The 24,562-nt window shown below is 42.5% G+C and carries 28 protein-coding genes; 1 reads left to right on the plus strand and 27 read right to left on the minus strand.

Annotated elements, in window-relative coordinates; translation table 11 throughout:
* Positions 1-26: 26 nt before the first annotated feature.
* The 23 genes from AMR95_RS04510 to AMR95_RS04620 form a co-directional block, all read right to left on the minus strand.
* Positions 27-791 (minus strand): ribonuclease HII, encoded by a 765-nt coding sequence (locus AMR95_RS04510; RefSeq protein ID WP_039178498.1) that lies wholly within the window; start codon positions 789-791, stop codon positions 27-29.
* A 76-nt stretch (positions 792-867) separates the two neighbouring features.
* Positions 868-1,716: a ribosome biogenesis GTPase YlqF gene (gene ylqF, locus AMR95_RS04515; RefSeq protein WP_024424188.1), complete on the minus strand. Its 849-nt coding sequence runs from the start codon at positions 1,714-1,716 to the stop codon at positions 868-870.
* A 90-nt stretch (positions 1,717-1,806) separates the two neighbouring features.
* A complete protein-coding gene (gene rplS, locus AMR95_RS04520) occupies positions 1,807-2,154 on the minus strand; it encodes a 50S ribosomal protein L19 (protein ID WP_008354510.1) in 348 nt (115 codons plus the stop codon).
* A gap of 137 nt (positions 2,155-2,291) precedes the next feature.
* Positions 2,292-3,026: a tRNA (guanosine(37)-N1)-methyltransferase TrmD gene (trmD, locus tag AMR95_RS04525; RefSeq protein WP_058837710.1), complete on the minus strand. Its 735-nt coding sequence runs from the start codon at positions 3,024-3,026 to the stop codon at positions 2,292-2,294.
* Positions 3,023-3,547 carry a ribosome maturation factor RimM gene (rimM, locus tag AMR95_RS04530; RefSeq protein WP_058837711.1) on the minus strand — a complete coding sequence of 175 codons (525 nt, stop codon included), beginning with the start codon at positions 3,545-3,547 and terminating at the stop codon, positions 3,023-3,025. The genes trmD and rimM overlap by 4 nt, the downstream gene beginning before the upstream one ends.
* A gap of 8 nt (positions 3,548-3,555) precedes the next feature.
* Positions 3,556-3,942 (minus strand): YlqD family protein, encoded by a 387-nt coding sequence (locus AMR95_RS04535; protein ID WP_024424191.1) that lies wholly within the window; start codon positions 3,940-3,942, stop codon positions 3,556-3,558.
* 103 nt (positions 3,943-4,045) lie between these two features.
* The gene (locus tag AMR95_RS04540; RefSeq protein WP_058837712.1) at positions 4,046-4,291 is read right to left on the minus strand and encodes a KH domain-containing protein; all 246 of its coding nucleotides are present in this window, start codon (positions 4,289-4,291) and stop codon (positions 4,046-4,048) included.
* Positions 4,291-4,563 carry a 30S ribosomal protein S16 gene (gene rpsP, locus AMR95_RS04545; protein ID WP_008344841.1) on the minus strand — a complete coding sequence of 91 codons (273 nt, stop codon included), beginning with the start codon at positions 4,561-4,563 and terminating at the stop codon, positions 4,291-4,293. The genes AMR95_RS04540 and rpsP overlap by 1 nt, the downstream gene beginning before the upstream one ends.
* Positions 4,564-4,668: 105 nt before the next feature.
* Entirely contained in the window at positions 4,669-6,009 is a 1,341-nt protein-coding gene (gene ffh, locus AMR95_RS04550) for a signal recognition particle protein (protein WP_024426967.1), read from the minus strand.
* Between the two features lie 13 nt (positions 6,010-6,022).
* The gene (locus AMR95_RS04555) at positions 6,023-6,355 is read right to left on the minus strand and encodes a putative DNA-binding protein (protein ID WP_012009935.1); all 333 of its coding nucleotides are present in this window, start codon (positions 6,353-6,355) and stop codon (positions 6,023-6,025) included.
* A gap of 143 nt (positions 6,356-6,498) precedes the next feature.
* Positions 6,499-7,485 (minus strand): signal recognition particle-docking protein FtsY, encoded by a 987-nt coding sequence (gene ftsY / locus AMR95_RS04560; protein ID WP_058837713.1) that lies wholly within the window; start codon positions 7,483-7,485, stop codon positions 6,499-6,501.
* A 21-nt stretch (positions 7,486-7,506) separates the two neighbouring features.
* Positions 7,507-11,067 (minus strand): chromosome segregation protein SMC, encoded by a 3,561-nt coding sequence (smc, locus tag AMR95_RS04565; RefSeq protein ID WP_058837714.1) that lies wholly within the window; start codon positions 11,065-11,067, stop codon positions 7,507-7,509.
* Between the two features lie 105 nt (positions 11,068-11,172).
* Positions 11,173-11,916, minus strand: a complete 744-nt coding sequence (gene rnc, locus AMR95_RS04570; protein ID WP_008344850.1) for a ribonuclease III — start codon at positions 11,914-11,916, stop codon at positions 11,173-11,175.
* Between the two features lie 181 nt (positions 11,917-12,097).
* A complete protein-coding gene (gene acpP, locus AMR95_RS04575) occupies positions 12,098-12,331 on the minus strand; it encodes an acyl carrier protein (RefSeq protein WP_008344853.1) in 234 nt (77 codons plus the stop codon).
* Positions 12,332-12,412: 81 nt separating this feature from the next.
* Complete coding sequence (gene fabG, locus AMR95_RS04580) at positions 12,413-13,156, minus strand: 3-oxoacyl-[acyl-carrier-protein] reductase (RefSeq protein ID WP_039178486.1); 744 nt, start codon at positions 13,154-13,156, stop codon at positions 12,413-12,415.
* On the minus strand, positions 13,156-14,100 hold the full coding sequence (fabD, locus tag AMR95_RS04585; RefSeq protein ID WP_058837715.1) for an ACP S-malonyltransferase: 945 nt from the start codon (positions 14,098-14,100) through the stop codon (positions 13,156-13,158). The genes fabG and fabD overlap by 1 nt, the downstream gene beginning before the upstream one ends.
* A gap of 15 nt (positions 14,101-14,115) precedes the next feature.
* Positions 14,116-15,114, minus strand: a complete 999-nt coding sequence (gene plsX, locus AMR95_RS04590) for a phosphate acyltransferase PlsX (protein WP_024426965.1) — start codon at positions 15,112-15,114, stop codon at positions 14,116-14,118.
* 15 nt (positions 15,115-15,129) lie between these two features.
* On the minus strand, positions 15,130-15,696 hold the full coding sequence (fapR, locus tag AMR95_RS04595) for a transcription factor FapR (protein WP_024424199.1): 567 nt from the start codon (positions 15,694-15,696) through the stop codon (positions 15,130-15,132).
* A gap of 112 nt (positions 15,697-15,808) precedes the next feature.
* Complete coding sequence (gene recG, locus AMR95_RS04600) at positions 15,809-17,857, minus strand: ATP-dependent DNA helicase RecG (protein ID WP_058837716.1); 2,049 nt, start codon at positions 17,855-17,857, stop codon at positions 15,809-15,811.
* Entirely contained in the window at positions 17,835-18,737 is a 903-nt protein-coding gene (gene sdaAA / locus AMR95_RS04605; protein ID WP_024424200.1) for an L-serine ammonia-lyase, iron-sulfur-dependent, subunit alpha, read from the minus strand. Before sdaAA ends, recG begins: the two co-directional genes overlap by 23 nt.
* A gap of 20 nt (positions 18,738-18,757) precedes the next feature.
* Positions 18,758-19,420, minus strand: coding sequence for an L-serine ammonia-lyase, iron-sulfur-dependent subunit beta (gene sdaAB / locus AMR95_RS04610; protein WP_024424201.1), 663 nt, complete (start codon positions 19,418-19,420; stop codon positions 18,758-18,760).
* Positions 19,421-19,568: 148 nt separating this feature from the next.
* On the minus strand, positions 19,569-21,242 hold the full coding sequence (locus AMR95_RS04615) for a DAK2 domain-containing protein (RefSeq protein ID WP_039178471.1): 1,674 nt from the start codon (positions 21,240-21,242) through the stop codon (positions 19,569-19,571).
* 15 nt (positions 21,243-21,257) lie between these two features.
* The gene (locus tag AMR95_RS04620) at positions 21,258-21,620 is read right to left on the minus strand and encodes an Asp23/Gls24 family envelope stress response protein (RefSeq protein WP_008344871.1); all 363 of its coding nucleotides are present in this window, start codon (positions 21,618-21,620) and stop codon (positions 21,258-21,260) included.
* Positions 21,621-21,891: 271 nt separating this feature from the next.
* Between AMR95_RS04620 and rpmB the strand changes: the two genes are divergently transcribed.
* Positions 21,892-22,080: a 50S ribosomal protein L28 gene (rpmB, locus tag AMR95_RS04625; RefSeq protein WP_003212514.1), complete on the plus strand. Its 189-nt coding sequence runs from the start codon at positions 21,892-21,894 to the stop codon at positions 22,078-22,080.
* Between the two features lie 69 nt (positions 22,081-22,149).
* Here the strand turns inward: rpmB and spoVM are convergent, their stop codons facing one another.
* From spoVM to rsgA, 4 genes are all read right to left on the minus strand, one after another.
* Positions 22,150-22,230, minus strand: coding sequence for a stage V sporulation protein SpoVM (gene spoVM, locus AMR95_RS04630; protein ID WP_008354550.1), 81 nt, complete (start codon positions 22,228-22,230; stop codon positions 22,150-22,152).
* A gap of 71 nt (positions 22,231-22,301) precedes the next feature.
* Positions 22,302-22,946 carry a thiamine diphosphokinase gene (locus AMR95_RS04635; RefSeq protein ID WP_058837717.1) on the minus strand — a complete coding sequence of 215 codons (645 nt, stop codon included), beginning with the start codon at positions 22,944-22,946 and terminating at the stop codon, positions 22,302-22,304.
* A 60-nt stretch (positions 22,947-23,006) separates the two neighbouring features.
* Positions 23,007-23,657 (minus strand): ribulose-phosphate 3-epimerase, encoded by a 651-nt coding sequence (gene rpe / locus AMR95_RS04640; RefSeq protein WP_058837718.1) that lies wholly within the window; start codon positions 23,655-23,657, stop codon positions 23,007-23,009.
* A 3-nt stretch (positions 23,658-23,660) separates the two neighbouring features.
* On the minus strand, positions 23,661-24,557 hold the full coding sequence (rsgA, locus tag AMR95_RS04645; protein WP_058837719.1) for a ribosome small subunit-dependent GTPase A: 897 nt from the start codon (positions 24,555-24,557) through the stop codon (positions 23,661-23,663).
* Between the last annotated feature and the right edge of the window lie 5 nt (positions 24,558-24,562).

A 24,562-nucleotide genomic window follows, 5' to 3' on the forward strand; every position in this document is an offset into this window, starting at 1 on the left:
CACAGGCAGCCTCCTTAGATTAAAATTTATGATATAACAGATTTCACTGGCGCAAACGATAATCGGTGGATTGGGGCCGCACCATGTGTTTGAATCGCAGCCAAGTGCTCTTTCGTTCCGTACCCTTTATGTTTTTCAAATTGATACTCAGGATACTTACGCCCATACTCTTCCATCATCTGATCCCTTGTCACCTTCGCAATACATGCACCTGCTGCAATGGATGCACTTTTTGCATCTCCTTTGATGATATTCTCTTGGTGAGTTGAAAGCGGGAGTGTCATGGCATCTATGAGTAGATAATCTGGTGTATGAGTTAACTGTTCCACAGCTCTCACCATCGCCAGTCTTGATGCTTCGTAAATATTGATTTCGTCAATCGTAGCCGCATCAACAATGCCGATTCCGATATCAAGTGCTTCTTTTTGAATTAAATCATAATAAGCCAATCTTTTTTTCTCAGATAATTGCTTTGAGTCGTTTAAACCGAGCAGGACTGTATCTTCCTTTAGTATGACGGCTGCTGCCACAACTGGGCCGGCGAGCGGTCCTCTTCCTGCTTCATCTATTCCCGCAATACATGTGTATCCCTGTGCCTTTGCTTTGTTTTCAAATTGCAGCATGTCATCCCATCCCACGCGAAGTGCTTGCTGCTTTTCTCTCTCTTTGTGCCACTTTTCTATGAGTTTTTGGACACTTTTTCTCGTATCATCTTTCACAAGCTCACGAATGTATGACTCATCGCCTGCATGCTTTTCTATTAGTTCTTTTATTTGTTTCACCGTGTACATAGGCTTTTTCGCAGCCTCCTTCTTTATATCGGCAGTTTTTCGCAAAAAATAAAGACCCGCATGAGCTGCGTGTCTTTTAGCTTTCAGGCTTCTCAAAAGTGAGGGGACCAAATTTTTCTGTTCGAATATCCCGAATAATGATTTCGGTGGTTTTGTCATAGTTTATGAATCCCCCGCTCATTAGACAGCCGCGCTTAGTGCCAATTGCATCAAACAGCTCAACCGTATCTTCAGGTATCTCCGCTAGGTCATAGCGTTTTTTTAATCGCTCTGGGTAGTTCTCTTCTAGAAAACGAAGTGCATACACAGCGACATCCTGTAAGTTGATGATCGAATCTTTGATCGCTCCGGTCACCGCAAGTCTGAGTCCTACTTGCTCATCTTCAAACTTCGGCCAGAGGATTCCAGGGGTATCGAGCAGCTCTAGTTCTTTCCCTACCTTTACCCATTGCTGTGATGTCGTAATACCAGGACGGTCTCCTGTTTTGGCAATGTTCTTTTTCGCTAAACGATTGATTAAGGTCGATTTTCCGACGTTGGGAATCCCGATAATCAGTGCTCGAATGGCACGTGGTTTGACGCCTTTTGCTTTCATGCGGTCGAACTTTTCTTTTAAAATTTCTTTTGAAGTTGTGATGATCTGATTTAACCCTTGTCCATCGACAGAGTTAATAGCTAGTGACCGAACGCCTTGCTGCTCAAAATGCGCCTGCCACTCCTTTGTCATACGAGGATCTGCTTTATCTGCTTTGTTTAATAGCATGATTTTGGGTTTATTTTGAAGGATTTCTTCGATCATTGGGTTTCTAGAGGACATCGGAATTCTTGCATCGGTTAATTCAAATACGATGTCGATGAGCTTTAATTTTTCTGTGACTTCACGTCTTGCTTTTGCCATATGGCCTGGAAACCATTGAATCGTCATATGTGCACCTTCTCTCTTCTACCTGTTATCTTTATACATTGTACAAAAAAAGAGCCTGTTACAGGTAACAAGCTCTTTCCTTTGATATCATTATCGTCTGATTTCTTTGATACGAGCCGCTTTACCGCGAAGTTCACGTAGGTAGTAAAGTTTCGCACGACGTACCTTACCGTGACGTACAACTTCGATCTTAGCGATTTTTGGTGTGTGTACAGGGAATGTACGCTCAACGCCTACACCGTAAGAGATCTTACGAACTGTGAAAGTTTCGCTGATTCCACCACCACGACGCTTAATTACAACACCTTCAAAGATCTGGATACGCTCACGAGTACCCTCGACAACTTTAACGTGTACACGTAAAGTGTCACCAGGACGGAACGCAGGAAGATCAGTGCGTAATTGTTCTTTTGTGATTTCTTCAATCAAATGTTGCATCGTTTTCAACTCCTTCCAACAGATGCTCATGTCCTCTTTCTTCATTGCAGCGGAACATCGTTTTCAAACTTGGATCAGCAAGCCGTCCAAGTCACAAGTAGTATCATACCATACCTCTATGCCGTGTGCAATACAATCTAGTCATTATGAAGCTGCCAAAGCCATCTTTTTTCATCATCCGTTAATGTTTTGCAAGAATCGATCAAATCTGGCCGTCTTGTATAGGTTCGCTTCAAGGATTCTTTGCGCCGCCACTCTTCTATTTTGGCATGATTTCCAGAGAGGAGCACATCCGGCACTTTTAGTCCTTTATAATCCGCTGGCCTTGTATAGTGCGGATGCTCAAGCAGACCTGTACTGAATGAATCTTCGATGTGAGACGCTTCTTTTCCAAGCACATGAGGCAAAAGCCTGACCACACTGTCTGCAATCATCATCGCTGGCAGCTCTCCGCCTGTGAGGACGAAATCTCCGATTGAGATCTCATCTGTGACAAGATGCTCCCTGATGCGCTCATCGTAGCCTTCATAGTGGCCGCAAATGAACATAAGATGCTCTTCTTTTGCAAGTTCTTCTGCCTTCTTTTGTGTATATCTTTCCCCTTGAGGACAGACAAGAATAACTCGGGGCTTCGTGCTTGCTTTCTTCGTTAAATCTTCTACCGCATCAAATACGGGCTGTGCTTTCAGTACCATACCAGCACCGCCGCCATACGGATAGTCATCCACTGTTTTATGCTTATGATCCGAATACTCTCTAAAATTGACAACATGAAATGAAACAGCTTCTTTCTCCTGTGCTTTTTTTAAGATCGATGAGTGAAGCACACCTTCGAACATTTCAGGAAAAAGGGTTAAAAAGTCGATTTTCATTCGTCAATGAGTCCTTCCATCATTTCAATGCGAACAGTTTTGGATGAGATATCAATGTTTTTGACGACAGATGGAATATATGGAATGAGGGCATCTTTTTTGCCTTTTCTTCCAACCACCCACACATCATTTGCCCCTGGCGTAAGGATTTCTTTGATTTGGCCGATCAGCTTGTCCTCTTCATCGTATACTTCACAGCCAATGATTTGGTGAAAATAAAATTCTCCTTCGTCTAATGACCCAAGATGTTCTTTTTCTACCTTTAAGATTGACTCTTTCAGAAGCTCTGCTTCATTTAATGAGTTGATTTCTTCAAATGTGAGCAAATCAAACTGTTTGTGCTGGCGGTGTGATGCGACAGTCACTTTCAGCGGCTCTTTTTGACCCTGTTTAAAAATATAGAGCACGCTTCCCTTTTTGTAACGCTCTTCTGGGAAATCCGTCTTTGACACGACGCGTACTTCTCCGCGCACTCCGTGTGTATTGACGATCTTTCCAACATTCAACCATTCTAGCTCCATGTTCTCAATCACCCCTGACGTATTTCCACAATGGTGCCGTCTTTCACGACGATGACATTATCTTGCATTTTGTCATCCCATTTATCACCTATTTTTACTTCAACCAGTGCATCCACTTCTGTTTCTTTCATCTCACTTCCAAGCGGCAAAATATGAAGCTGCTCTACTTGAAAATCAATCTGCCTAATTTTCTCTTGCCTTTTATCGATCGCTTTTTGAAATTGAGGGATGGCTTCTTGCTGATGTGGTTCTTTTTCATGTTTTTTTAGTTGAAAATATAATTGATTGCATTCACGTTCTAGTCTTTCTTTTTTCTCCAAAAAAGTCGTTAACAGTTTGTCCTTACTGCTTTCAGTTAATACTTGCATCACGGTGACATGTTGAATGATCTGCATCTTCCTTTTTGTCCCCCTATCCGAAGGCATTTGTCCTCTACAGTATAACGAAAAATAGATTTAAACGTGTAAAAAAAGGGGAGGTCCTAAGCCCTCTCCCTTTTTAGTCAGCAATCTCAAGTTGAACTTTCTTAGAAGACTCTGCACTTGCTGAAAAAATGACTGTTCGTATCGCTTTTGCTGTACGTCCCTGCTTTCCGATCACTTTTCCGGTATCTTCAGCATTGACAGACAGTGTGTAAATCACCTGCTCATCTTTTTCTAATGAAGATACGTGAATATCTTCAGGGAAATCAACAAGTGGCTCGACGATGGACACAATCAATTCTTCCAAGGACAGCTCATTCATTATTTGCTGTTTTTCGCATTATGAAATTTTTCAAGAATTCCTTGGCTTGAGAAAAGGTTGCGAACTGTATCAGATGGTTTCGCACCATTTTGAAGCCATTTAAGCGCTAATTCTTCGTTGATTTTCACCTCAGCTGGTGATACCACTGGGTTGTAAGTTCCAACTGTTTCGATGAAACGACCGTCACGTGGTGAACGAGAATCTGCTACAACAATACGATAGAAAGGAGATTTTTTTGCTCCCATACGTTTTAAACGAATTTTTACTGCCATTTTACTAGCACCTCCGAAAATATTTCAACAAGATAGTATATTAACAATGATAAAAGGGTTTGTAAAGTGTTTTTTCTTAACAACGGTTTTATCATGTATAACCAATTACATAAATGGTAATTTAAAGCCCTTTTTCTTTCCTTTGGACATGTTGGTCATTTGCTTCATCATCTTTTTCATTTCATCAAATTGCTTTAAAAGGCGATTGACTTCCTGTACAGATGTTCCGCTTCCTTTTGCAATCCGTTTTCTTCGGCTTGCATTGATGACCTCTGGCTGTTCTTTTTCCTGAGTCGTCATTGATTTAATGATCGCTTCGATGTGATTGAGCTGCTTTTCGTCCACTTGGACGTTTTTGAGCCCTTTCATTTTACCGGCTCCCGGCATCATTTGGATCAGTTCATCAAGAGGACCCATATTTCGAACTTGGCCAAGCTGCTCGAGGAAATCATCGAGCGTGAAGCTCATTGTCCGCATTTTTTGCTCAAGCTCTTTCGCTTTATCTTGGTCGACGTTTGCCTGTGCTTTTTCAATAAGGGTCAGCACATCTCCCATGCCAAGAATTCTTGATGCCATCCGCTCCGGATGGAATGGTTCAATCGCATCAAGCTTTTCTCCTAGTGCAGCGAATTTAATCGGCGTATTGGTGACAGCTCGAATAGAAAGGGCTGCACCGCCTCTTGTATCACCGTCTAGTTTTGTGAGAACGACACCTGTTAAACCAAGCTGTTCATTAAAGCTTTTTGCGACATTGACCGCATCTTGACCTGTCATAGAGTCAACAACTAGGAAAATTTCTTCTGGATTCGCTACTTCTTTTACTTTCTGAAGTTCATCCATTAATTCTTCATCGATATGAAGACGTCCTGCTGTATCTAAAATGACATAATCATGGTGTTCTTCTTTCGCTTTTTCAATTGCCTGTTTGGCAATTTCGACAGGGCTGACTTGGTCACCTAATGAAAACACCGGCATATCAAGCTGTTTCCCAAGCGTTTGAAGCTGCTGGATCGCTGCTGGTCTATAAATATCAGCAGCCACCATCATCGGCTTGCGATTATGTTTTTTGCGAAGTAAATTGGCAAGCTTCCCAGTTGTGGTTGTTTTACCTGCCCCTTGAAGACCTACCATCATAATGACTGTTGGAGATTTTTTCGCTACAGCGATCTTACTCTCTTCTCCGCCCATTAATTCAGTGAGTTCTTCTTTTACAACTTTAATGACCTGTTGTCCAGGGGTAAGGCTTTTCATGACCTCTTGTCCAACTGCCCGCTCACTTACTTTTTTCACAAAGTCTTTGACTACTTTAAAATTGACGTCAGCTTCAAGAAGGGCAAGGCGTACCTCGCGCATCATTTCTTTTACATCTTGCTCTGACACTTTTCCTTTGCCGCGGATTTTTGAAATCGTCTGCTGCAGTCGGTCGGCTAATCCTTCAAATGCCATACTGTGCCGCCTCCTAATCTAATTTCTCAAGCGATTCAATTAAAGCTTCTGCTTCTTCCGTTTGCGCAGAATCAGCTACAAGCTCTCTCATTTTTTTGAGAAGTTCTTTACGCTCTTTAAATTTCTTAAACAAGAGCAGCTTTTCTTCATATTGTTCAAGCATCGCTTCAGTCCGTTTAATATTATCATAAACAGCCTGCCTTGATACTTCATATTCATCCGCAATTTCACCGAGGGAAAAATCGTCTAGGTAGTAAAGCGACATGTAGCTCTTTTGCTTTGCGGTCAACAACGATTGATAGAAGTCAAACAAGTAATTCATTCTCGTTGTTTTTTCAAGCGTCATGGGCTCTCTCCCCTTTGTTAAGTTCATTCCCTTTACATCAACTAAGTTTACACGGTTCTCTGCTGTGTGTCAAGTTTTTATCTTGTCACTTCATGAAGCTACGTATAAATAAAAATGCCAGCAGTTTTGCCGGCATTTTTTTGTTAGACTTGTTGATCAATTACGTCTGAGAATAATCCATACACATACGATTCTGCATCAAACTCTTGCAAATCGTCCACCTTTTCACCTAAACCGACAAGCTTTACTGGGATGTTCAGCTCATTTCGAATCGCAAGAACAATTCCGCCTTTTGCAGTACCGTCAAGCTTTGTTAAAGCAATCCCTGTCACATTTGTCGCTTTAGAAAATTCCTTGGCTTGTGCCATGGCGTTTTGACCTGTTGTCGCATCAAGGGCGAGCAATACTTCATGAGGTGCATCTGGAACCTCGCGCTCAATGACTCTCTTGACTTTCTCCAGCTCTTTCATCAAATTGACTTTGTTTTGAAGTCTTCCTGCTGTATCGCAGATGAGGACATCTGCATTTTTCGCTTTTGCTGATTGAACGGCATCATAGATCACCGCTGCTGGATCAGAGCCTGCTGTTTGTTTGACGACAGGAACACCTGAACGCTCTCCCCAAACTTCAAGCTGCTCGATCGCACCAGCACGGAACGTATCACCTGCTGCTAAAATGACGGATTTCCCTTCATTTTTCAGCTTGTTTGCAAGCTTGCCGATCGTCGTTGTTTTCCCAACACCGTTGACGCCTACAAACAAAATGATATTCAAACGCCCGTCTTCAATGTTCAGCGCAGAGATTTGTTCCTCTCCGCTATTGTAGATGTCAACCAGTTTTTCAGAAATCACCGCTTGTACTTCACTTGGGTCTTGAATATTTCTTAATTTCACTTCTTTTTTCAGCTCATCAATCAGTTCCATCACAGTTGTGAAACCGACATCAGCACCGATTAGAACCTCTTCCAGCTCTTCAAAAAAGTCTTCATCGACTTTGCGGTAGCGAGAAATCAGTTCATTTACTTTTCCTTGGAAGGAGTTTCTCGTTTTTTCGAGTCCATCTTTAAACTTTTCTGATACTGAATCGGTTTGCTGCGTAAATTTTTCTTTTAATTTCTTAAAAAAGCTCATTGGTTCAAAAACCTCCTTTAATTACTGGACAAGCTCTTTCGTTTCTTCTAGTTTGACAGATACAAGCTTAGAAACACCTGATTCCTGCATGGTCACACCGTAGAGCACATCGGCTTCTTCCATTGTTCCCTTGCGGTGCGTAATGACAATGAACTGTGTTTCCTCGCTGTATTTCTTTAAATATTGCGCAAAACGGAAAACATTTGCTTCATCAAGCGCCGCTTCTACCTCATCTAATACGCAGAATGGAACAGGTCTCACTTTTAAAATAGAGAATAGTAAAGCGATCGCTGTTAAGGCTCTCTCCCCGCCTGAAAGCAGGCTTAAGTTTTGCAGTTTTTTCCCTGGCGGCTGCGCGACAATATCAACGCCAGAGTTGAGCAAATCATTTGGATCTGTCAGCTTAAGATCGGCTCTTCCGCCGCCAAATAATGCTTGGAATACAGATTCAAAGTGCCCGCGAATTTGAGAGAATGTCTCAGAGAAGCGCTTTGTCATCTCTTGATCCATTTCTTCGATGACTTGGAATAATGTATTTTTCGCTTCTGTCAGATCATTTCGCTGCTCTGTTAAGAAGAGATAGCGTTCATTGACACGTTCATACTCGTCAATGCTGCCTAAGTTTACTGTTCCAAGCTCTTCAATCGCTAGTTTGATCAGCTTCACTCGTTTTCTCGCTTCATCTGGCGATAACGTCAACTGATACATCTCTTTTGCTCCTTCAAACGAAAGAGCATATTCATCGTTCAAATAAGCAATCAGGTTATCGAGCTCGACTTCCATACGGCCTAGCTTAATCTCTTCATCTTTTAAGCTTGTAGTGAGCTGCTTGTATAAACGCTTTTGTTCTTTAAGTTCACGTTCAGCGAATTCTAATGTTTCAGAAAGAGCAAGACGCTGCTTACGCCGCTCTGAAATGAGTGCGGTTGTTTTGTTTTTGTTTTCCAGCTTCTCTTTCGCCGCTTCTTCCAGTTGTTCGGCTCCGCTTGAACTAGATGACATTTCACTTGTTAAGAGTGACAGATCTTCTTTTGTTTCCATCAGCGTCTGTTCAGCCTCTTCTAATTCAGCCATTAAGCTCGAAAGCTTTTCTTGTTCATTGGCTAAGGACTGATCTTTTTTCGCCAGCGAGATTTTCAGCTCTGTTAATTCGGCAGAAATGGTTTCTTTCGTTGAGCTTTGCGTCTGCTTACGCTTTGTTAATATATTGATTTCTTGATCAAGAGTCGTCAGTTTCTCACCTATAGAGGCTTCTAGAGCGACCTGCTTTTTGTCCTTATCCGCGAGTTCAGTAGAACGCTGCTGCAACTCTTCTTTTTCTTGATCATAGAGTTCAAGATGAGCATTGATATTTTTTTCTGCGACTTGCAGTTCGTATAGCTTCCCTTTGAGTTCTTGCTGCTTTTCACGAAGCGTTTCGCCGCGCTGGCGCAGTTCGTTTAATTGGCTTTCGTTTGCTCCGATCAATTGTTTCGTTTCTTTTGTTTCTTTTTCAAGGATCGTTGTTTTCTCTTCCATTTCAACGAGCTGCTTTGTTAACGTTTCGATCTCCCGGTTTCTTGAAAGAAGAGAGTTGTTCTTTTTCTTTACGCCGCCACCGGTCATTGAACCGCCGGGGTTTACGACATCACCATCAAGGGTCACGATACGGTAACGATGTCCAAGCATTTTTGCCAATTCATTGGCGCCTTTTAAGTCTCTAACGATCAGCACAGTTCCAAGTAAATTCTGAATCACCTTTTGATACTTGTCGTCAAAGGAAACGAGGTGACTCGCTACACCGATAAATGCAGCGTGCTGCTCTGCTGTTTGGACATCTCTGAGCTGAATGGTTCTTTCTTTGATGACGTTCATTGGCAGGAAGGTTGCACGTCCAAAGGAATGCTGCTTTAAGTATCCAATCGCTTGTCTCGCAGCAGCTTCATTTTCTGTGACGACGTGCTGCGTGGCTGCACCTAGCGCAATTTCAATCGCTGTTTCATACTGCTGATCCGTTTGAATCAGCTCTGCAATAGCACCGTGAATACCGCCTAACCGTTCTTTTGCCTTTAAGACCTCTTTCACTCCTTGGAAAAAGCCTGAGAAGTCTTCCTGCATGGATTCAAGCATCTCTTTTTTGGATTTTGCCTGCTGTACGTATTGATAGGCTTGGTAAAGAGCCGTTTCTTTTTTCTCGTATTGACGTTTCATTTGCTCAAGCTTTTGTTCTGCTTCCCTAAAACGTTTAACTTGAGCCAGAATGTCATCTTCCAGTGCTGAAAGCTGCTGCTCAGCCTCTGTTTTCTTTTCTTTGACAGACACTCGTTCTTCGATATGTTTTTGGTTATTTTGCGTCAGTCGCTCTAGCTGCATCGCCGCTTGGCGCTGCTGTTCTTCTAGTAATTTACGTTCATTACGGATGGAAGCCTGTTCATTGAGCAGATCAAAATAATCGCTTTTCAGCTGTTCAATTTGACCTTCCACATCTTCGCTATGAAGCGACAGTTGATGCTGCTTTGTGTTCACTTCATCTTTTAGCTGCTGCACTTCTTTTTGCAGGCTGTCACGCGTGATTTTCTGCTGCTCAATCTTTTCGGTTAGCAGCGCCTGCTTTTCAGTTAAGCGAACGAGCGTTTCTTCAAGCTGGCCTTGGTTTGCGGCAGCATTTTTTTTCCGTTCTTTTAGCACTTCTTTTTTTCCTTCAAGTTTTTCTAACTCTTCACTTGTGAAAAGAAGAACTTCTTGCAGGTCATTAATTGATTCGTCAAGCGCTTGAATGCGGTCTCTCGATTCTTCAATTTTGGCTTCTTTTGCTTGGATATCTGTAGACTGCTTCATTTCATCTTGTTTGAAGCGCTCGACTGCTTCACCAAGTGTTGTCCATTTTTCATGAAGTGCTTCGATGTCATGGACAGTGAGGGCGATTTCGACATTTTCAAGCTCTTCTTTTTTTTGCAAATAGTCTTTTGCAATAGAGGCTTGCATTCTTAATGGTTCTACTTGATCTTCTAGTTCATGCAGAATATCTTCTACTCGGTTTAAGTTGTCCTGCGTTTCAAACAGTTTATTCTCGGCTTTTTTCTTTCTTGTTTTATATTTCAAAACACCAGCCGCTTCTTCAAAGATGCTTCTTCTCTCTTCTGCCTTACTTGATAGAATTTCTTCTACCTTTCCTTGACTGATGATTGAAAAAGCTTCTTTTCCAAGACCTGAATCCATGAAAAGATCAATAATATCCTTTAAGCGGACAGATTGATTGTTGATGAGAAATTCACTTTCTCCTGAACGATAAACCCTTCTTGTCACACTGACTTCGTGAAAATCGATCGGTAAAAAGTGGTCTTCGTTATCTAATGTTAAAGTCACTTCTGCTAGATTGACTCTTTTCCTTGAGTCACTGCCTGCAAAAATGATATCTTCCATTTTTCCTCCGCGGAGGCTTTTCGCTGATTGTTCTCCAAGTACCCAGCGGATGGCATCGGTAATATTGCTTTTGCCGCTTCCGTTTGGTCCAACAACAGCTGTGACCCCTTTGACAAAGTCCACGGTCACTCGCTGTGCAAATGATTTGAATCCTATCACGTCTAAACGTTTGAGGAACATGAGAGTGATCCTCCTTATGTATTTAAAGTACTATCATCTTACCATATGAAGTGTAAAAAGATGATGGAAAACAGAGTGAAATCCCCCTGAATAACGAGGGGGATTTTATTGGTTCATATGATGTTTCTGCAATTTAGCAAGTGCTTCCTGTGCAGCGTGCTGTTCTGCTTCTTTTTTAGAGCGTCCATTTCCGATTCCGAGCACTTCACCTCGAAGGGATACATTTGCTTCAAATTCCCGGTTATGTGCAGGGCCTTTTTCATGCAGGATACGGTATTCAAGCACACCTTTTCCATCGCGCTGCACAAATTCTTGCAGTTGGCTTTTAAAGTCCATGACGTGCGAGAACGCTCCATCATTAATTTTCGGATAAACGTACGCTTCTAGGAACCGTTCAACTGGCTCCAGTCCTTGATCTAAATAAAGTGCGCCGATAAACGCCTCGAATACATCCGCTAAGAGTGCTGGACGTTTTCTACCGCCTGTCATTTCTTCGCCTTTTCCTAAAAGAACAAGGTCTCCGAAGGATAGCTCATGTGCTAGTGATACAAGTGACGGTTCACATACGATCGCCGCTCTTAGTTTCGTTAAATCTCCCTCGCTCATCGCTGGATATTTTGCAAATAAGAATTGAGAGATGGTCAATTCTAAAACAGCATCTCCTAAAAATTCAAGTCTTTCATTGTCCTCGTATGGCTTTTTCCGGTGTTCATTCACATAAGAGGAATGGGTAAAAGCTTGATATAGAAGCTTTTCATTTTTAAAGTGTACAGAAATGCGCTGCTGGAATTCTCTAAATTGCTCTAGTTTTTTGCTCTGTTTCTGTTTGTCTTTATATTGTTTTGGCATAGCAACCTCCAGGTAGGCGTAATCGCCTTTAAGGATACTGATTATATGGAGTCTCTCTTTCTACATGCAGGGAAACATTGCTCCCAGCATCTGAAAAAGGCTGACAATTGATCAGCTGAATGTGTTGAAACTAACATAAATTTTCAAAGTCCCGTCGAAAGTAGACGGGACTTTGTTACGCTTATTGCTGGTTATTTATGTAGTTCACAGCGTCACCGACTGTTGCAATTTTTTCAGCATCTTCGTCAGAAATTTCCATATCGAACTCATCTTCAAGTTCCATAACTAGCTCAACTACATCAAGGGAATCAGCGCCTAAATCTTCTTTAAATGAAGCTTCCATTTTCACGTCAGCCTCATCAACGCCAAGGCGGTCTACAATAATTTTTGATACACGCTCTAATACGTCTGCCATTGCCTTTCACCTCCCCTCAAAGTATTATAGTTGATTCGTTTTTAAAAAACTAGAGAAAACCTAATGAAATTTTGATATTTCTTAGGACATGACCATTCCGCCATCTACTTGGATGGTTTGGCCTGTAATATAACCTGCTCCTTCTGAAGCTAAAAAGACAACAACATTGCTAATATCTTCAGGTGCACCAAAGCGTGCGAGCGGGATTTGTTTAAGCATTTCCGTCTGTACATTGTCATCAAGCTTGTCTGTCATATCTGTTGAAATAAAGCCTGGTGCTACTGCATTCACTGTAATGTGACGAGTTGCCAGCTCTTTAGCTGTTGTTTTCGTTAATCCGATGACGCCAGCTTTTGCTGCAACATAGTTTGCTTGTCCAGGGTTTCCACACACACCAACGACTGAAGCCAAATTGATAATTCTTCCGCTTCTTTGCTTCATCATTTGACGTGTCACGGCTTTTGTACAGTTAAAGACACCCTTTAAGTTTATGTTAATGACATCATCCCATTCATTCTCTTTCATTCTCATAAGCAGGTTGTCCTTTGTGATGCCTGCATTATTCACAAGAATGTCAATTGAACCAAAGGTATCAATCGCTTGTTTCATCATGGCTTGTACTTCTTCAGCATTTGAGACATCAGCTTTCACAGCAAATGCCTGCTGGCCGAGTGCTTTGATTTCATCGACGACTTCATTTGCTTTTGCTTCGTTTCCAGAATAGTTCACGACAACATTTGCACCACTTTTCGCTAGATCGATCGCGATGGAACGGCCAATCCCGCGTGATGCTCCTGTTACAACGGCTGTTTTATTTGTAAGCATCAAGAATCCCCCTTGAGTGTTTGAATGGCTGCTTCAATTGTTTCTTGATCTGAAACGGAAATCGTCGTCAGGCGGCGATTCACTTTTTTCACAAGACCTGAAAGCACTTTGCCAGGACCAATTTCAATAAATGTTGTGACGCCTAGATCAATGAGGCGTTCCACACTTTCTTCAAAACGAACTGGAGAATACAGTTGTTCAATGAGCTTTGTCTCAATGTCATCACGAGATGTCACGATGTCTGCTGTTACATTTGAGATGACTGGAGTTTTGGCATCCGCAATATCTAGCTTTGACAAAACATCTGTAAATTTTTCAGCAGCTGGTTTCATTAATGCAGAATGGAAAGGTCCGCTCACTTCAAGAGCAATTGCACGTTTAGCGCCTTTTTCTTTCGCTTTCTCTGAAGCAAGTTCTACCCCTTTTGCTGTACCAGAGATGACGATTTGACCAGGACAGTTTAAGTTAGCGAGCTCTACAAGGTGACCGCTCTCTGTCACTTCTTTTGTCACTTCGACAAGTGCCGCTTTGTCTAAGCCGAGAATCGCTGCCATGGCGCCTTCTCCTGCTGGAACAGCTTCATTCATTAATTCTCCGCGCTTTCTGACTGCATAAACAGCATCTTTAAACGAAAGTGCGCCTGCTGCAACGAGGGCAGTGTATTCGCCAAGACTGTGTCCTGCTGCATAATCGGCTTTGATTCCGCTCTCTTCAAATTTCTTTAAGATGGCGATACTTGTCGTTAAAAGAGCTGGCTGCGCGTTATAAGTGAGCGTCAGTTCTTCTGCATCCCCTTCAAAAATCATAGAAGATAAATCAAACCCGAGGGTATTGTCTGCTTCTTCAAATACAGCTTTAGATACTGTTTCTTGGTCAAATAAATCTTTTCCCATGCCAATTTTTTGAGAGCCTTGGCCAGGGAATAAAAATGCAATTTTAGTCATGCTGCTTTACCTCCATTAAGACTCTTTCGTCGTTTCTTTTTGGACTTCTTGATGAATGATAGCTGAAACGTCTTTTTCTACGATATCACGCGCCTGACGAATTGCATGGAAAATGGCATTTTCATCAGAGGAGCCGTGCGCTTTAATAACAGGTGCCTTTAAACCAAATAAAGCGGCACCGCCATATTCGGAGTAATCCATTTTAGATTTCATCTGCATCAATTTCGGCTTCATCATGCCTGCTGCTATTTTTGCTGTGAAACTGGATGTTAATGTTTCTTTCAGCATTTTAAAGACAGAAAGGGCTGTGCCTTCAATTGTTTTAAGCGCAATATTTCCTGTGAAACCATCTGTGACAACAACGTCAGCAACACCTTCTAATAAGTCACGGGACTCTACATTTCCTACGAAATTCAAGTCTGATGCTTTTAATAATTCAAAGGTTTTTTTCGTTAAATCGTTGCCTTTTTTATCTTCTGTTCCTACATTTAACAGTCCAACACGCGGATTGCTCTTTGGGAAGACACGCTCTGCGTAGATGGATCCCATCATGGCATATTGCACGAGATGTTCTGGTTTTGCATCAACGTTGGCACCAACATCTAGTAATAAGAAGCCGCTGCCATCCAGTGTTGGCAAAGTTGGGGCAAGGGCTGGTCTGTCAATACCGTCAATTCTGCCTACGATAAACAGCCCAGCTGTCATGAGGGCACCGGTATTTCCTGCTGAGATGCAAGCATCTGCTCGTCCCTCGGAAACTTCCTGCGCCATTTTCACCATGGATGAATCCTTTTTACGTCTAACTGCACGCACTGGTTCATCCGTCGGTTCAATGACTTCTTTTGCATCTAAAATCGTGATGCGATCGTTGTTTGTTATGTATGGTTTGATTTTGTTTTCATCGCCGACAAGTGTAATCTCGATATCTGAAAATGCTGTTAAGCTTTTTTGCACACCGTCAATAATGGCTTTAGGGGCATGATCTCCCCCCATTGCATCGACTGCAATTCTCATATTACGTGCCACCTTTTACTTTTGTTTTGAGCGATACATGACGAAGTCACCTGAGAAGACAACTTCCTCACCAACATAGCTGTTTACTTCAACTACGGTTCTTCCTTTTTCTTTATCATGTGAGGCTACTTTGGCTTTAGAGACGACTCTTTCGCCTTGTTTCACCTGCCTTGTAAACCTGATATTCGCTTTTGCTGTCAAAGCCAGTTCATCGTCGATGACGGCAACTGCCAGCGAATTTGCCTGGGCGAAGAGATGATGTCCCCTGGCAATTTGGTTGCGGCTGAATACATGCTCTTTTCTCACTTCTAAAATGGAAATGGCTTGGTCATCAAGTTCTACATCAATCATTTCTCCAATCACTTCATCCAGTGGAAGTGATTTTACTTCATCCTCTAATGTCTTTTCGGCCACATGCTTAATTCTTTCGCGTAATTCAGGGATCGACAGCTCTAAACGATCAAGACGAACCGTTTGTATGCTGACACCGAATTTACTTGCCAATTCTTCATCAGTAATGAATGGAGTCGAGCTGATCGTTTGCTGGAGGAGCTTTTGACGTTCTTTTTTATTTAGTTTCATATGCAGACACCATCCGTACATTTATGACTAGGTACTAATAGTAGTATATAATCTCATAGATGATAAATCAATCCTTGTTTCAAAAAGACAAGAAAATTCCTCCAGCGTTTGATCAGCTTAATTTATCTCCTCCCAGCACACCGCTGTCTATCAGCGTTTGCCGGAGTTCTTTGTATTCGGGATCAGTCCAAAAGACGTCCGATTGGACAAGGTCTGCCGCATCTTTTCTAGCCGTTTCCAGCGCTCTATAGTCGTGAACCATATCTGCTACCTTAAATTCGGGCATACCGCTCTGTTTTTTACCGAAGAAGTCGCCGGGTCCTCTTAGTTCTAAGTCCTTTTCAGACAGCTCAAAGCCATCGGTTGTTTCGGACATGATCCGCATCCGCTCTTTTCCCGTTTCTGACTTTGGATCAGCCATTAAAATACAAAATGATTGATGCTCTCCTCGGCCGACCCGCCCTCTTAGCTGATGAAGCTGAGACAATCCGAAGCGGTCTGCATCATAAATAACCATGATGGTTGCATTCGGCACGTTGACCCCGACTTCAACGACTGTGGTCGAAACGAGAATTTGCACTTCATTTGCGGTAAAGGCTCTCATGACCTGATCTTTTTCATCACTTGCCAGCTTCCCATGCATTAAGCCAATCGACCACTTACCGCGGTATGCTTCAGTCAGCATGCTATGGACATCAAGCGCATTTTGGACATCAAGCTTGTCTGATTCTTCAATGAGCGGACAAATAATATATGCCTGTCTGCCTTTTCTCAGCTCTTTATCCACAAAAGCAAGAATTCTCTCAAGCATGTCATGCTTCACCCAATACGTTTCGATTTGTTTTCTGCCAGCTGGCAATTCATCAATGACGGATACGTCCATTTCTCCAAAGACAGTGATCGCAAGTGTTCGCGGAATAGGTGTAGCAGTCATAAACAAGACATCCGGATCCTGCCCTTTACTTCGCAGTTTTTTCCGCTGCTCTACGCCAAACCGGTGCTGCTCATCTGTGATGACTAGACCGAGCTGCTGAAATTCGACTTCGTCTTGAATGAGTGCGTGCGTGCCGACTAAAATGTCAATCTCACCTTCTTTTAGACGTTCCAGCAATTCTCTGCGGCGCTTTCCTTTCACAGAGCTTGTCAAAAGGGCGATATTCAGTCCCCATTTTTCAAACAGCTGGTAAAGCGAATCCGCATGCTGTTCTGCCAAAATTTCTGTTGGGACCATTAATGCACCTTGAAAACCTGATAAATGAGCGGCATAAAGCGCAATGGCTGCAACAGCTGTTTTCCCTGAACCTACATCTCCTTGGAGCAGCCGGTTCATTCGATATGGAGACGCCATGTCTGACATGATTTCATCAAGCACTCTTGATTGTGCCTTTGTCAGTGGAAATGGCAGACTGTGAACAAACTCAAAAACAGCTTCTTTGGAAAACGGATGCTGGATGCCTGATGTTCTCTCTCGTTCTTTCTTTCTAATCGCCTGCATCTTCAGCTGAAAGATGAGAAATTCCTCGTACACAAAACGTCGTCTTGCTTGCTTGAGCGAGTCTCTTGTCTCTGGGAGATGAATGGTTTTTAACGCTTCCTGATAGGACATGAGCTTATAAGCAGAGACAAGCTGCTTTGGCAATGGATCTTCAGCTTTGTCTGCATAAAGTGACAAAGCTTGTTTCACAAAGCGTCTCATCATTTTCACGGTCACATTTTCTTTTACTGAATAAACGGGTTCTATACTGCCATCTTGCTCGTGCGTTCCTTTTTTAAATTCCTGGACCATGATAGATTGGCGGTTTTTATCCCATTTTCCTGTGACGGAAACTGTATCACCTAACACAAGGTTTCGTTTTAAATATGGACGATTGAAACAAATCGCTGTAATGAGAAAACGCCCGACAAGCAGCCTGAATGTCAGCCTGCTTCGTTTTTTTCCATAATAGGTGAGAACGGGCTCACTATGTACTTTCCCTTCAACTGTGACACGCTCGTCATGCCTTACTTCTTCTAAGTTACGAAGCTCATAGTCGTCATATCGATAAGGAAAGTAGCCGAGTAAATCGGCTACTGTGTAGATTCCAAGTTCATTGAGTGTTTTTTCGGTTTCCTCTCCAATCCCCTTCAGGACAGAGACATTATCTTGCAGTTTCTGTATCACGAGATGAGGTCACACCTCCGAAAATCTTCTTTTCAAGCTCTCTTGCTGTCGGTGTCGCAGCGAGTCCGCCTTGGGCTGTTTCGCGAAGAGCTGTTGGCATCGTTTGACCGATTTTGTACATCGCATCAATGACTTCATCACAAGGAATGCGGCTTGTGATGCCGGCAAGCGCCATGTCTGCTGCGATCATGGCGTTAGATGCACCCATTGCGTTTCGTTTCACGCAAGGTACCTCGACAAGTCCCGCTACTGGATCGCAAACAAGTCCAAGCATATTTTTCAGTGTAATCGCCATTGCTTCTGCAGATTGCTGCGGTGTACCGCCTGCCATCTCGACAATCGCTGCTGCCGCCATACCTGATGCAGAACCTACCTCTGCCTGACAGCCGCCTGCTGCACCAGAAATGCTGGCGTTATTCGCCACAACAAAACCAAATGCACCAGAAGTAAACAGGAATCTGACCATTTGTTCCTTTGTTGGCTTTAATGTTTCTTTCACTGCAAATAACGTACCTGGTACAACACCTGCTGAGCCTGCTGTAGGCGTTGCACAAATGGTTCCCATTGCGGCATTGACTTCATTTGTTGCAACAGCCTTACTAACAGCATCTAATATCGTATGACCAGACAGCGTTTTGCCTGATGCGATATAGGCTTGAAGTTTGACTGCATCTCCGCCTGTTAACCCTGATAATGATTTCACACCCTTCAGACCGTTTTCAACAGCCTGCTCCATCACTTCTAGGTTGCGGTACATCTGGGAGAAAATTTCTTCACGTGACTTCCCTGTCACTTCCATTTCTTGCACAATCATAATTTCTGAAATGGAGGTATTCCGTTCTTCTGTTAGCTGCACGAGTTCTTTGACGTTTTTAAACATCATTCATAACCTCCTTGTTGTTACTCTGCAATTTGTGTGACTTGAATAATGTTTGGCAGCGTTTCAAGCTCTGATAGGACAGCTGGGTCAATATTTTGATCCACTTCAATTGTCATCAGTGCCTCTTGCCCGACATCTTTACGCGCCACTTCCATATGACCGATATTAATGGCGAATTTCGCTAATACATTGGCAACTGCCGCAATCGTCCCGTAGCGATCGTTATGAACCACAAGAATGGCAGGATGATTCCCTGAAAGCCTGAGCTCAAAGCCATTTAATTCTGTGATTTCAATTTTACCTCCGCCGATGGAAATGCCGATTAATTCAAGGCTTCCGTTCGCATCTGAAATCTCTACTTTTGCTGTATTTGGATGCGCCGGCACTGCCTCTTCTTCTTTAAATTCAATATCGATCTCTTTGCTTTTAGCAATATCGATCGCTGTTTTGATTCGTTCATCAAATGTATCAAAGTCAAGAACACCGCCGATAATGGCGACATCTGTACCATGCCCTTTATACGTATCTTTAAAGGAACCATAAAATGAAACGACAATTCGTTTCGGCTCTCTTCCAAATAAGCTGCGAGCTACTCTCCCGATACGAGCCGCACCCGCTGTGTGCGAACTTGATGGCCCAATCATGACAGGTCCAATAATATCAAACACACTTCTAAATTTCATAGGTCTTCCCCTCTCATCACCACTCACGTATGGTTTGGTTCTTTCTTTAGACTAATGGATTCATTCGTTTCCCGCAACTCATTTCACCGTGGAATGGCTAGTAAAAAATTGCAAAAGAAGAAGAAGGGCTTTATTTGCCCTTCTTTCGTTATTCAACCGCCAAAATATATGAATAAAGCGGCTGTTTTCCATCGTGGACTTCAACTTCTACATCTTCAAATGTTTCTTCAATAAAGGCTTGTAACGCATCCATTTCATCAGATGATGCATCTTCCCCTTTAATGATGGTGACAATCTCATCATCTTCTGTCACCATTTTGGCGAGAAGTTCTTTTGCTGCATCTAATTGATTTTTCGCTGTTAAGGTGATTTTCCCGTTGAACAGACCCATATAGTCACCTTTCGCAATGTCGATTCCATCAATTTGGGTATCTCTCACTGCAAAGGTAATTTGCCCGCTTTTCACATGGTCAATCGCTTCTAGCATCGCTCTTTCGTTATCTTCATTTGAAGCTGCTTCATTGAGAGAAAGAAGTGCCGACATTCCTTGAGGAACGGTCTTCGTCGGAATGACAACGACCTCACGGTTTGAGACAGTTGCCGCCTGTTTAGCTGCCATGACAATATTAGAATTATTAGGTAAGATAAAGACGGTTTCGGCATGTACGCTTTCTATTGCTGTGACAATGTCTTCTGTGCTCGGATTCATCGTCTGCCCGCCTTCAATGACGACGGAAGCTCCGATGCTTTTGAACAAGTCAGCAATTCCTTCTCCCATTGCGACACTGACGACGCCAAAGCGCTGTTTTTCAGCAGCAGGTGCTTTTGGTGCAGCAGGTGCATGTTCTCTTTCTTCGTTTACGATTGAGCTATGCTGCTCTCTCATGTTTTCAATTTTCATATTAATCAAGCTGCCGTAGCGCTGGGCATATGATAAAACATCTCCCGGCTGCTCTGCATGAATATGAACTTTCGCAAGTGTATCGTCAGACACTACAAGAAGTGAATCTCCGAATTCACTTAAGTCTTCTCTGAAGGCATTCTCATCAAAGGACTGTTTGTCTTCTTCAAATTTCACCATAAATTCAGTACAATAGCCAAATTCGATATCTTCTGTGTTCATATGGCTTTGCGCACTTTTATGATGCTCTGCACTGACAAGTTCTTTTAGCGTCGGTAAAGAAGCCGCTTTAGGAGGAAGCTCTTCTCCTCTTAATGAAGCAAGGAAACCTTCATATACGCATAGAAGTCCTTTACCTCCACTATCGACAACACCCACTTCTTTTAAGACAGGAAGCAGATCTGGCGTTCGATCAAGTGATGCTCTTGCTTCCTCAATCGTCAACTCTAGAACGCGGTCAATTTGATCTTCTGCCGCTGAAACAGCAACCGCTTTCTTTGCTGCATCCTTTGCAACCGTTAAGATGGTTCCTTCAATCGGTTTCATCACGGCTTTATATGCTGTATCAACACCCGCCTGTAAGGCAAGAGCAAATTCTTTTGCATCAATCGTTTCTTTTTGTTCAATATGTTTACTGAAACCTCTAAAGAGCTGTGACAGGATCACGCCTGAGTTTCCTCTTGCGCCCATCAATAACCCTTTCGAGAGAGCCACGCCGACCTTCCCAATATGATCGGTATTTGTTTCTTCAACTGCTTTTGCCCCTGAAGTCATCGACAAATTCATATTTGTCCCCGTGTCTCCGTCTGGCACTGGAAAAACATTTAACGCATCCACAATTTGTGCGTTTTGAGAAAGATGGTGAGCACCTGCAAGAATCATTTTTGCAAATGAGCGGCCATCAAGATTTCTAATAGACAATATATTTCCTCCTTACTACGGGTTCGTAACTTTTACTCCTTGTACATAAATGTTGACCGAGTCAACAGAAAGTCCAATTGTGTGATGAATCGTGTATTTGACTTTCGTTTGAACATTATGTGCGACTTCTGATATTTTTGTACCGTAGCTGACGATGATGTACATATCAATATGAATGCGGTCTTCTTTTTGACGCACAAGAACACCCCGGCTGAAGTTCTCTTTGCGGAGAATATCCGTCAAACCGTCCTTGATTTGATTTTTGGACGCCATGCCAACAATACCATAGCAATCGATCGCAGCGCCTCCTGCCACCATTGCAATGACTTCATTTGATATATCAATTTGTCCGTATTTCGTTCTAAGTTCAATGGACACATTGGTTCCCCCTTTTTGAGAAATTGCCCTGAGTTATCACTATTTTACTATAAGACCCTTCTTTTTAAAAGAAATCATTCAATCCGACCCAATCCTACTTATACTATAGCCTTGATTTTTTATCAAGATGTCAAGGTATTTTTCTTGAAAGAGGAGTAAACAATCCTTGCAAACCCCTTGAAGCTGTGGTAAATTATTAAAGTATCTTGAGGCATCTCTAAGTACGTATATGAAGAATATGATGATGTTTTCGCAGTTAGGAGGGAAACAAATGGCACGTAAATGCGTTATTACAGGCAGAAAAACAAAAGCTGGGAACAACCGTTCTCACGCAATGAACTCTACAAAACGTACATGGGGCGCGAACCTTCAAAAAGTTCGTATTCTAGTGGACGGTAAGCCTAAAAGAGTATATGTATCAGCTCGAGCTTTGAAATCTGGTAAAGTTGAGCGTGTATAAGCAAGAGTAAACGCCTGCTACAATAAACTGTAGCAGGCGTTTTTATGTGGAAATAAAGGAGATTACTCATTAATCTTTTTTAAATGAACCAAGCATCGCACGGACAATGCCGCCAAGAAATCTAGGCAGTTTGATTGTATAAAATTTCATTTTGTCCCCCTCCTAAAAGTACCGCTTGCAGCACAATTGAGCTTAATCAGCCATCCACATTGATAGGTTGGTCAATCTTTGCTTCTTACCATTATTAATATGCCTTCATGAAAAGAAAAAGTACCATTTGAGTGGATGAGTTCGTTACTAATACATAGTGTGGAACCAGGCTCAATATGACAATTTTTCAGAGGATATTTGAAACCTTTTAATGTCAGCTTTTCAACCGATGTACCAAAGGGCAGAAACGACACATATTTTTTATCAGGGTCTTCTTTGATTTCGTATGTACCAGGCCCAAACATTTGAATGATATTTTGTTTATCTACAAGAGTCATGTTCTGCTTGTGCTGAATGCCTTGATATAGAAGGTGAATATTTCCTAGAAAATGATCAGCCCTTCCTCCTGTAATGCCGTAGATGTAAATATGCGCTGGATGCTGGCGCATGGCCCAGTTCAGCGCAAGCTCTAAATCGGTTTCATCCTTTTCAGCCTGAAATACATTCAAGGCAGGCAATTTCTTTTTCAGCTCGCAAAGCTCTTCTTCTGTCACACTGTCAAAATCACCAAAAGCCTTGGCAGGCATGATGCCATGCTCTAGTAAAAAGAGCGTTCCCCGGTCTACACCAACCCAGAGAATATCATCCTGTGATGCTTCATGTTCAAGGGGCGGAATGTATTCAAAAGGACCGCCGGCTACGATATGTATGTGCATGATATACGCTCCTCTCCATGTAAAAAGAACCAAAGATCAGAGTGACTTTGGTTCCTTTTTTTACGCTTCTCGAATGGCCTGAATAGCAGCTGCACGGTTGTCTTTACCGTATACCGCTGAGCCGGCCACAAGTAAATTAGCGCCCGCCTCTTTACAGCTCTTTGCAGTCTCTACATTGACACCGCCGTCTATTTCTATGAGTAAGTCTGATAAGCCCTTTTGTTTACTAAGGGACTTCACTTCTTTTACCTTCGTGAGGACAGAAGGAATAAACGCCTGTCCGCCAAAACCAGGATTCACCGTCATGAATAAGACAAGGTCTACATCCTCTAATACATGCTCAATCTGAGAAACAGGTGTGTGCGGGTTCAAGACGACACCTGCTTTTACACCTTGTTCTTTTATGTGCTGTATCGTTCGGTGCAAGTGCGGACAAGCCTCAACATGGACAGAAATAATGTCAGCACCTGCTTTGGCGAATGCAGGAATATACCGGTCTGGCTGCTCAATCATTAAGTGAACATCAAGCGGCAGCTTTGTATGCGGTCTGATTGCTTCCACAACATTCGGCCCAAATGTGATATTCGGTACAAAATGGCCGTCCATCACATCGATATGAATGTAATCCGCTCCGCCTTGTTCCACATCACGGATATCTTTCTCCAAATTGGCGAAATCTGCTGATAAAATGGAAGGGGCAATATAAACCATGATTTAGTACCTCGGCTTTCTGTCTTTGATTTCAGTTAAAAACTCTAAATAATGCTGATAGCGATACTCTTTGATTTGCTCTTGTTCGACCGCATCTTTTACCGCACAGCCTGGCTCTTTCACGTGCAGGCAGCCTCTAAACTTACAATCTGCACTCCGCTCTTTGATTTCTAAAAAGTAAAGACCTAAATCTTCCGCTTCGATGCCGGTAAATTCAAGTGAGCTAAAGCCAGGTGTATCTGCAATAAGCCCTTCTGCTGTACGAATGAGTTCGACATGTCTAGTCGTATGCTTCCCTCTTCCAAGATGGGAGGAAATATCATTGGTTTTCAGCGCCAGATCAGGACTCATCGCATTTAAAAGGGAGGACTTGCCTACACCAGACTGACCAGCAAATACAGTGATCTTATTGTGAAAATGCGGGGTCAGCTTTTCAATTCCGTCTCCCTCGATCGTGGATGTTAAATGAACATCATATCCAATTTGCCGATAGTCCTCTGCATAGCCTTGAATACTTTCACGCTCTTCATCTGTTTTCAATAAATCCACTTTTGTGATACAGATAATCGGCTCAATATCATTTGCTTCTACAAGCACTAGAAATCTGTCTAAAAGCGATGTGCTGAAGGTTGGTTCTGTCGCAGAGAAAACGAGCACCGCTTGATCGACGTTACTAATAGGCGGACGAACAAGTTCATTTGTCCGCTCTTTTACTTCTAATAAGTAGCCTTCTTTATCGTTGTCTGCTTGATACACAACATAATCTCCAACAAGAGGTGTGATTTTGTTTTTACGAAAAATGCCTCTTGCTCTGCACTGAATCACTTTTCCACTTTCTAAAGACTCATCAAGCACATAATAAAATCCGCTTAATGCTTTAATAATTTTGCCCTCAGGCATAAAGT

The sequence above is a fragment of the Bacillus sp. G1(2015b) genome, from assembly GCF_001482475.1.
Taxonomy (GTDB): Bacteria; Bacillota; Bacilli; order Bacillales; family Bacillaceae; genus Bacillus; species Bacillus safensis.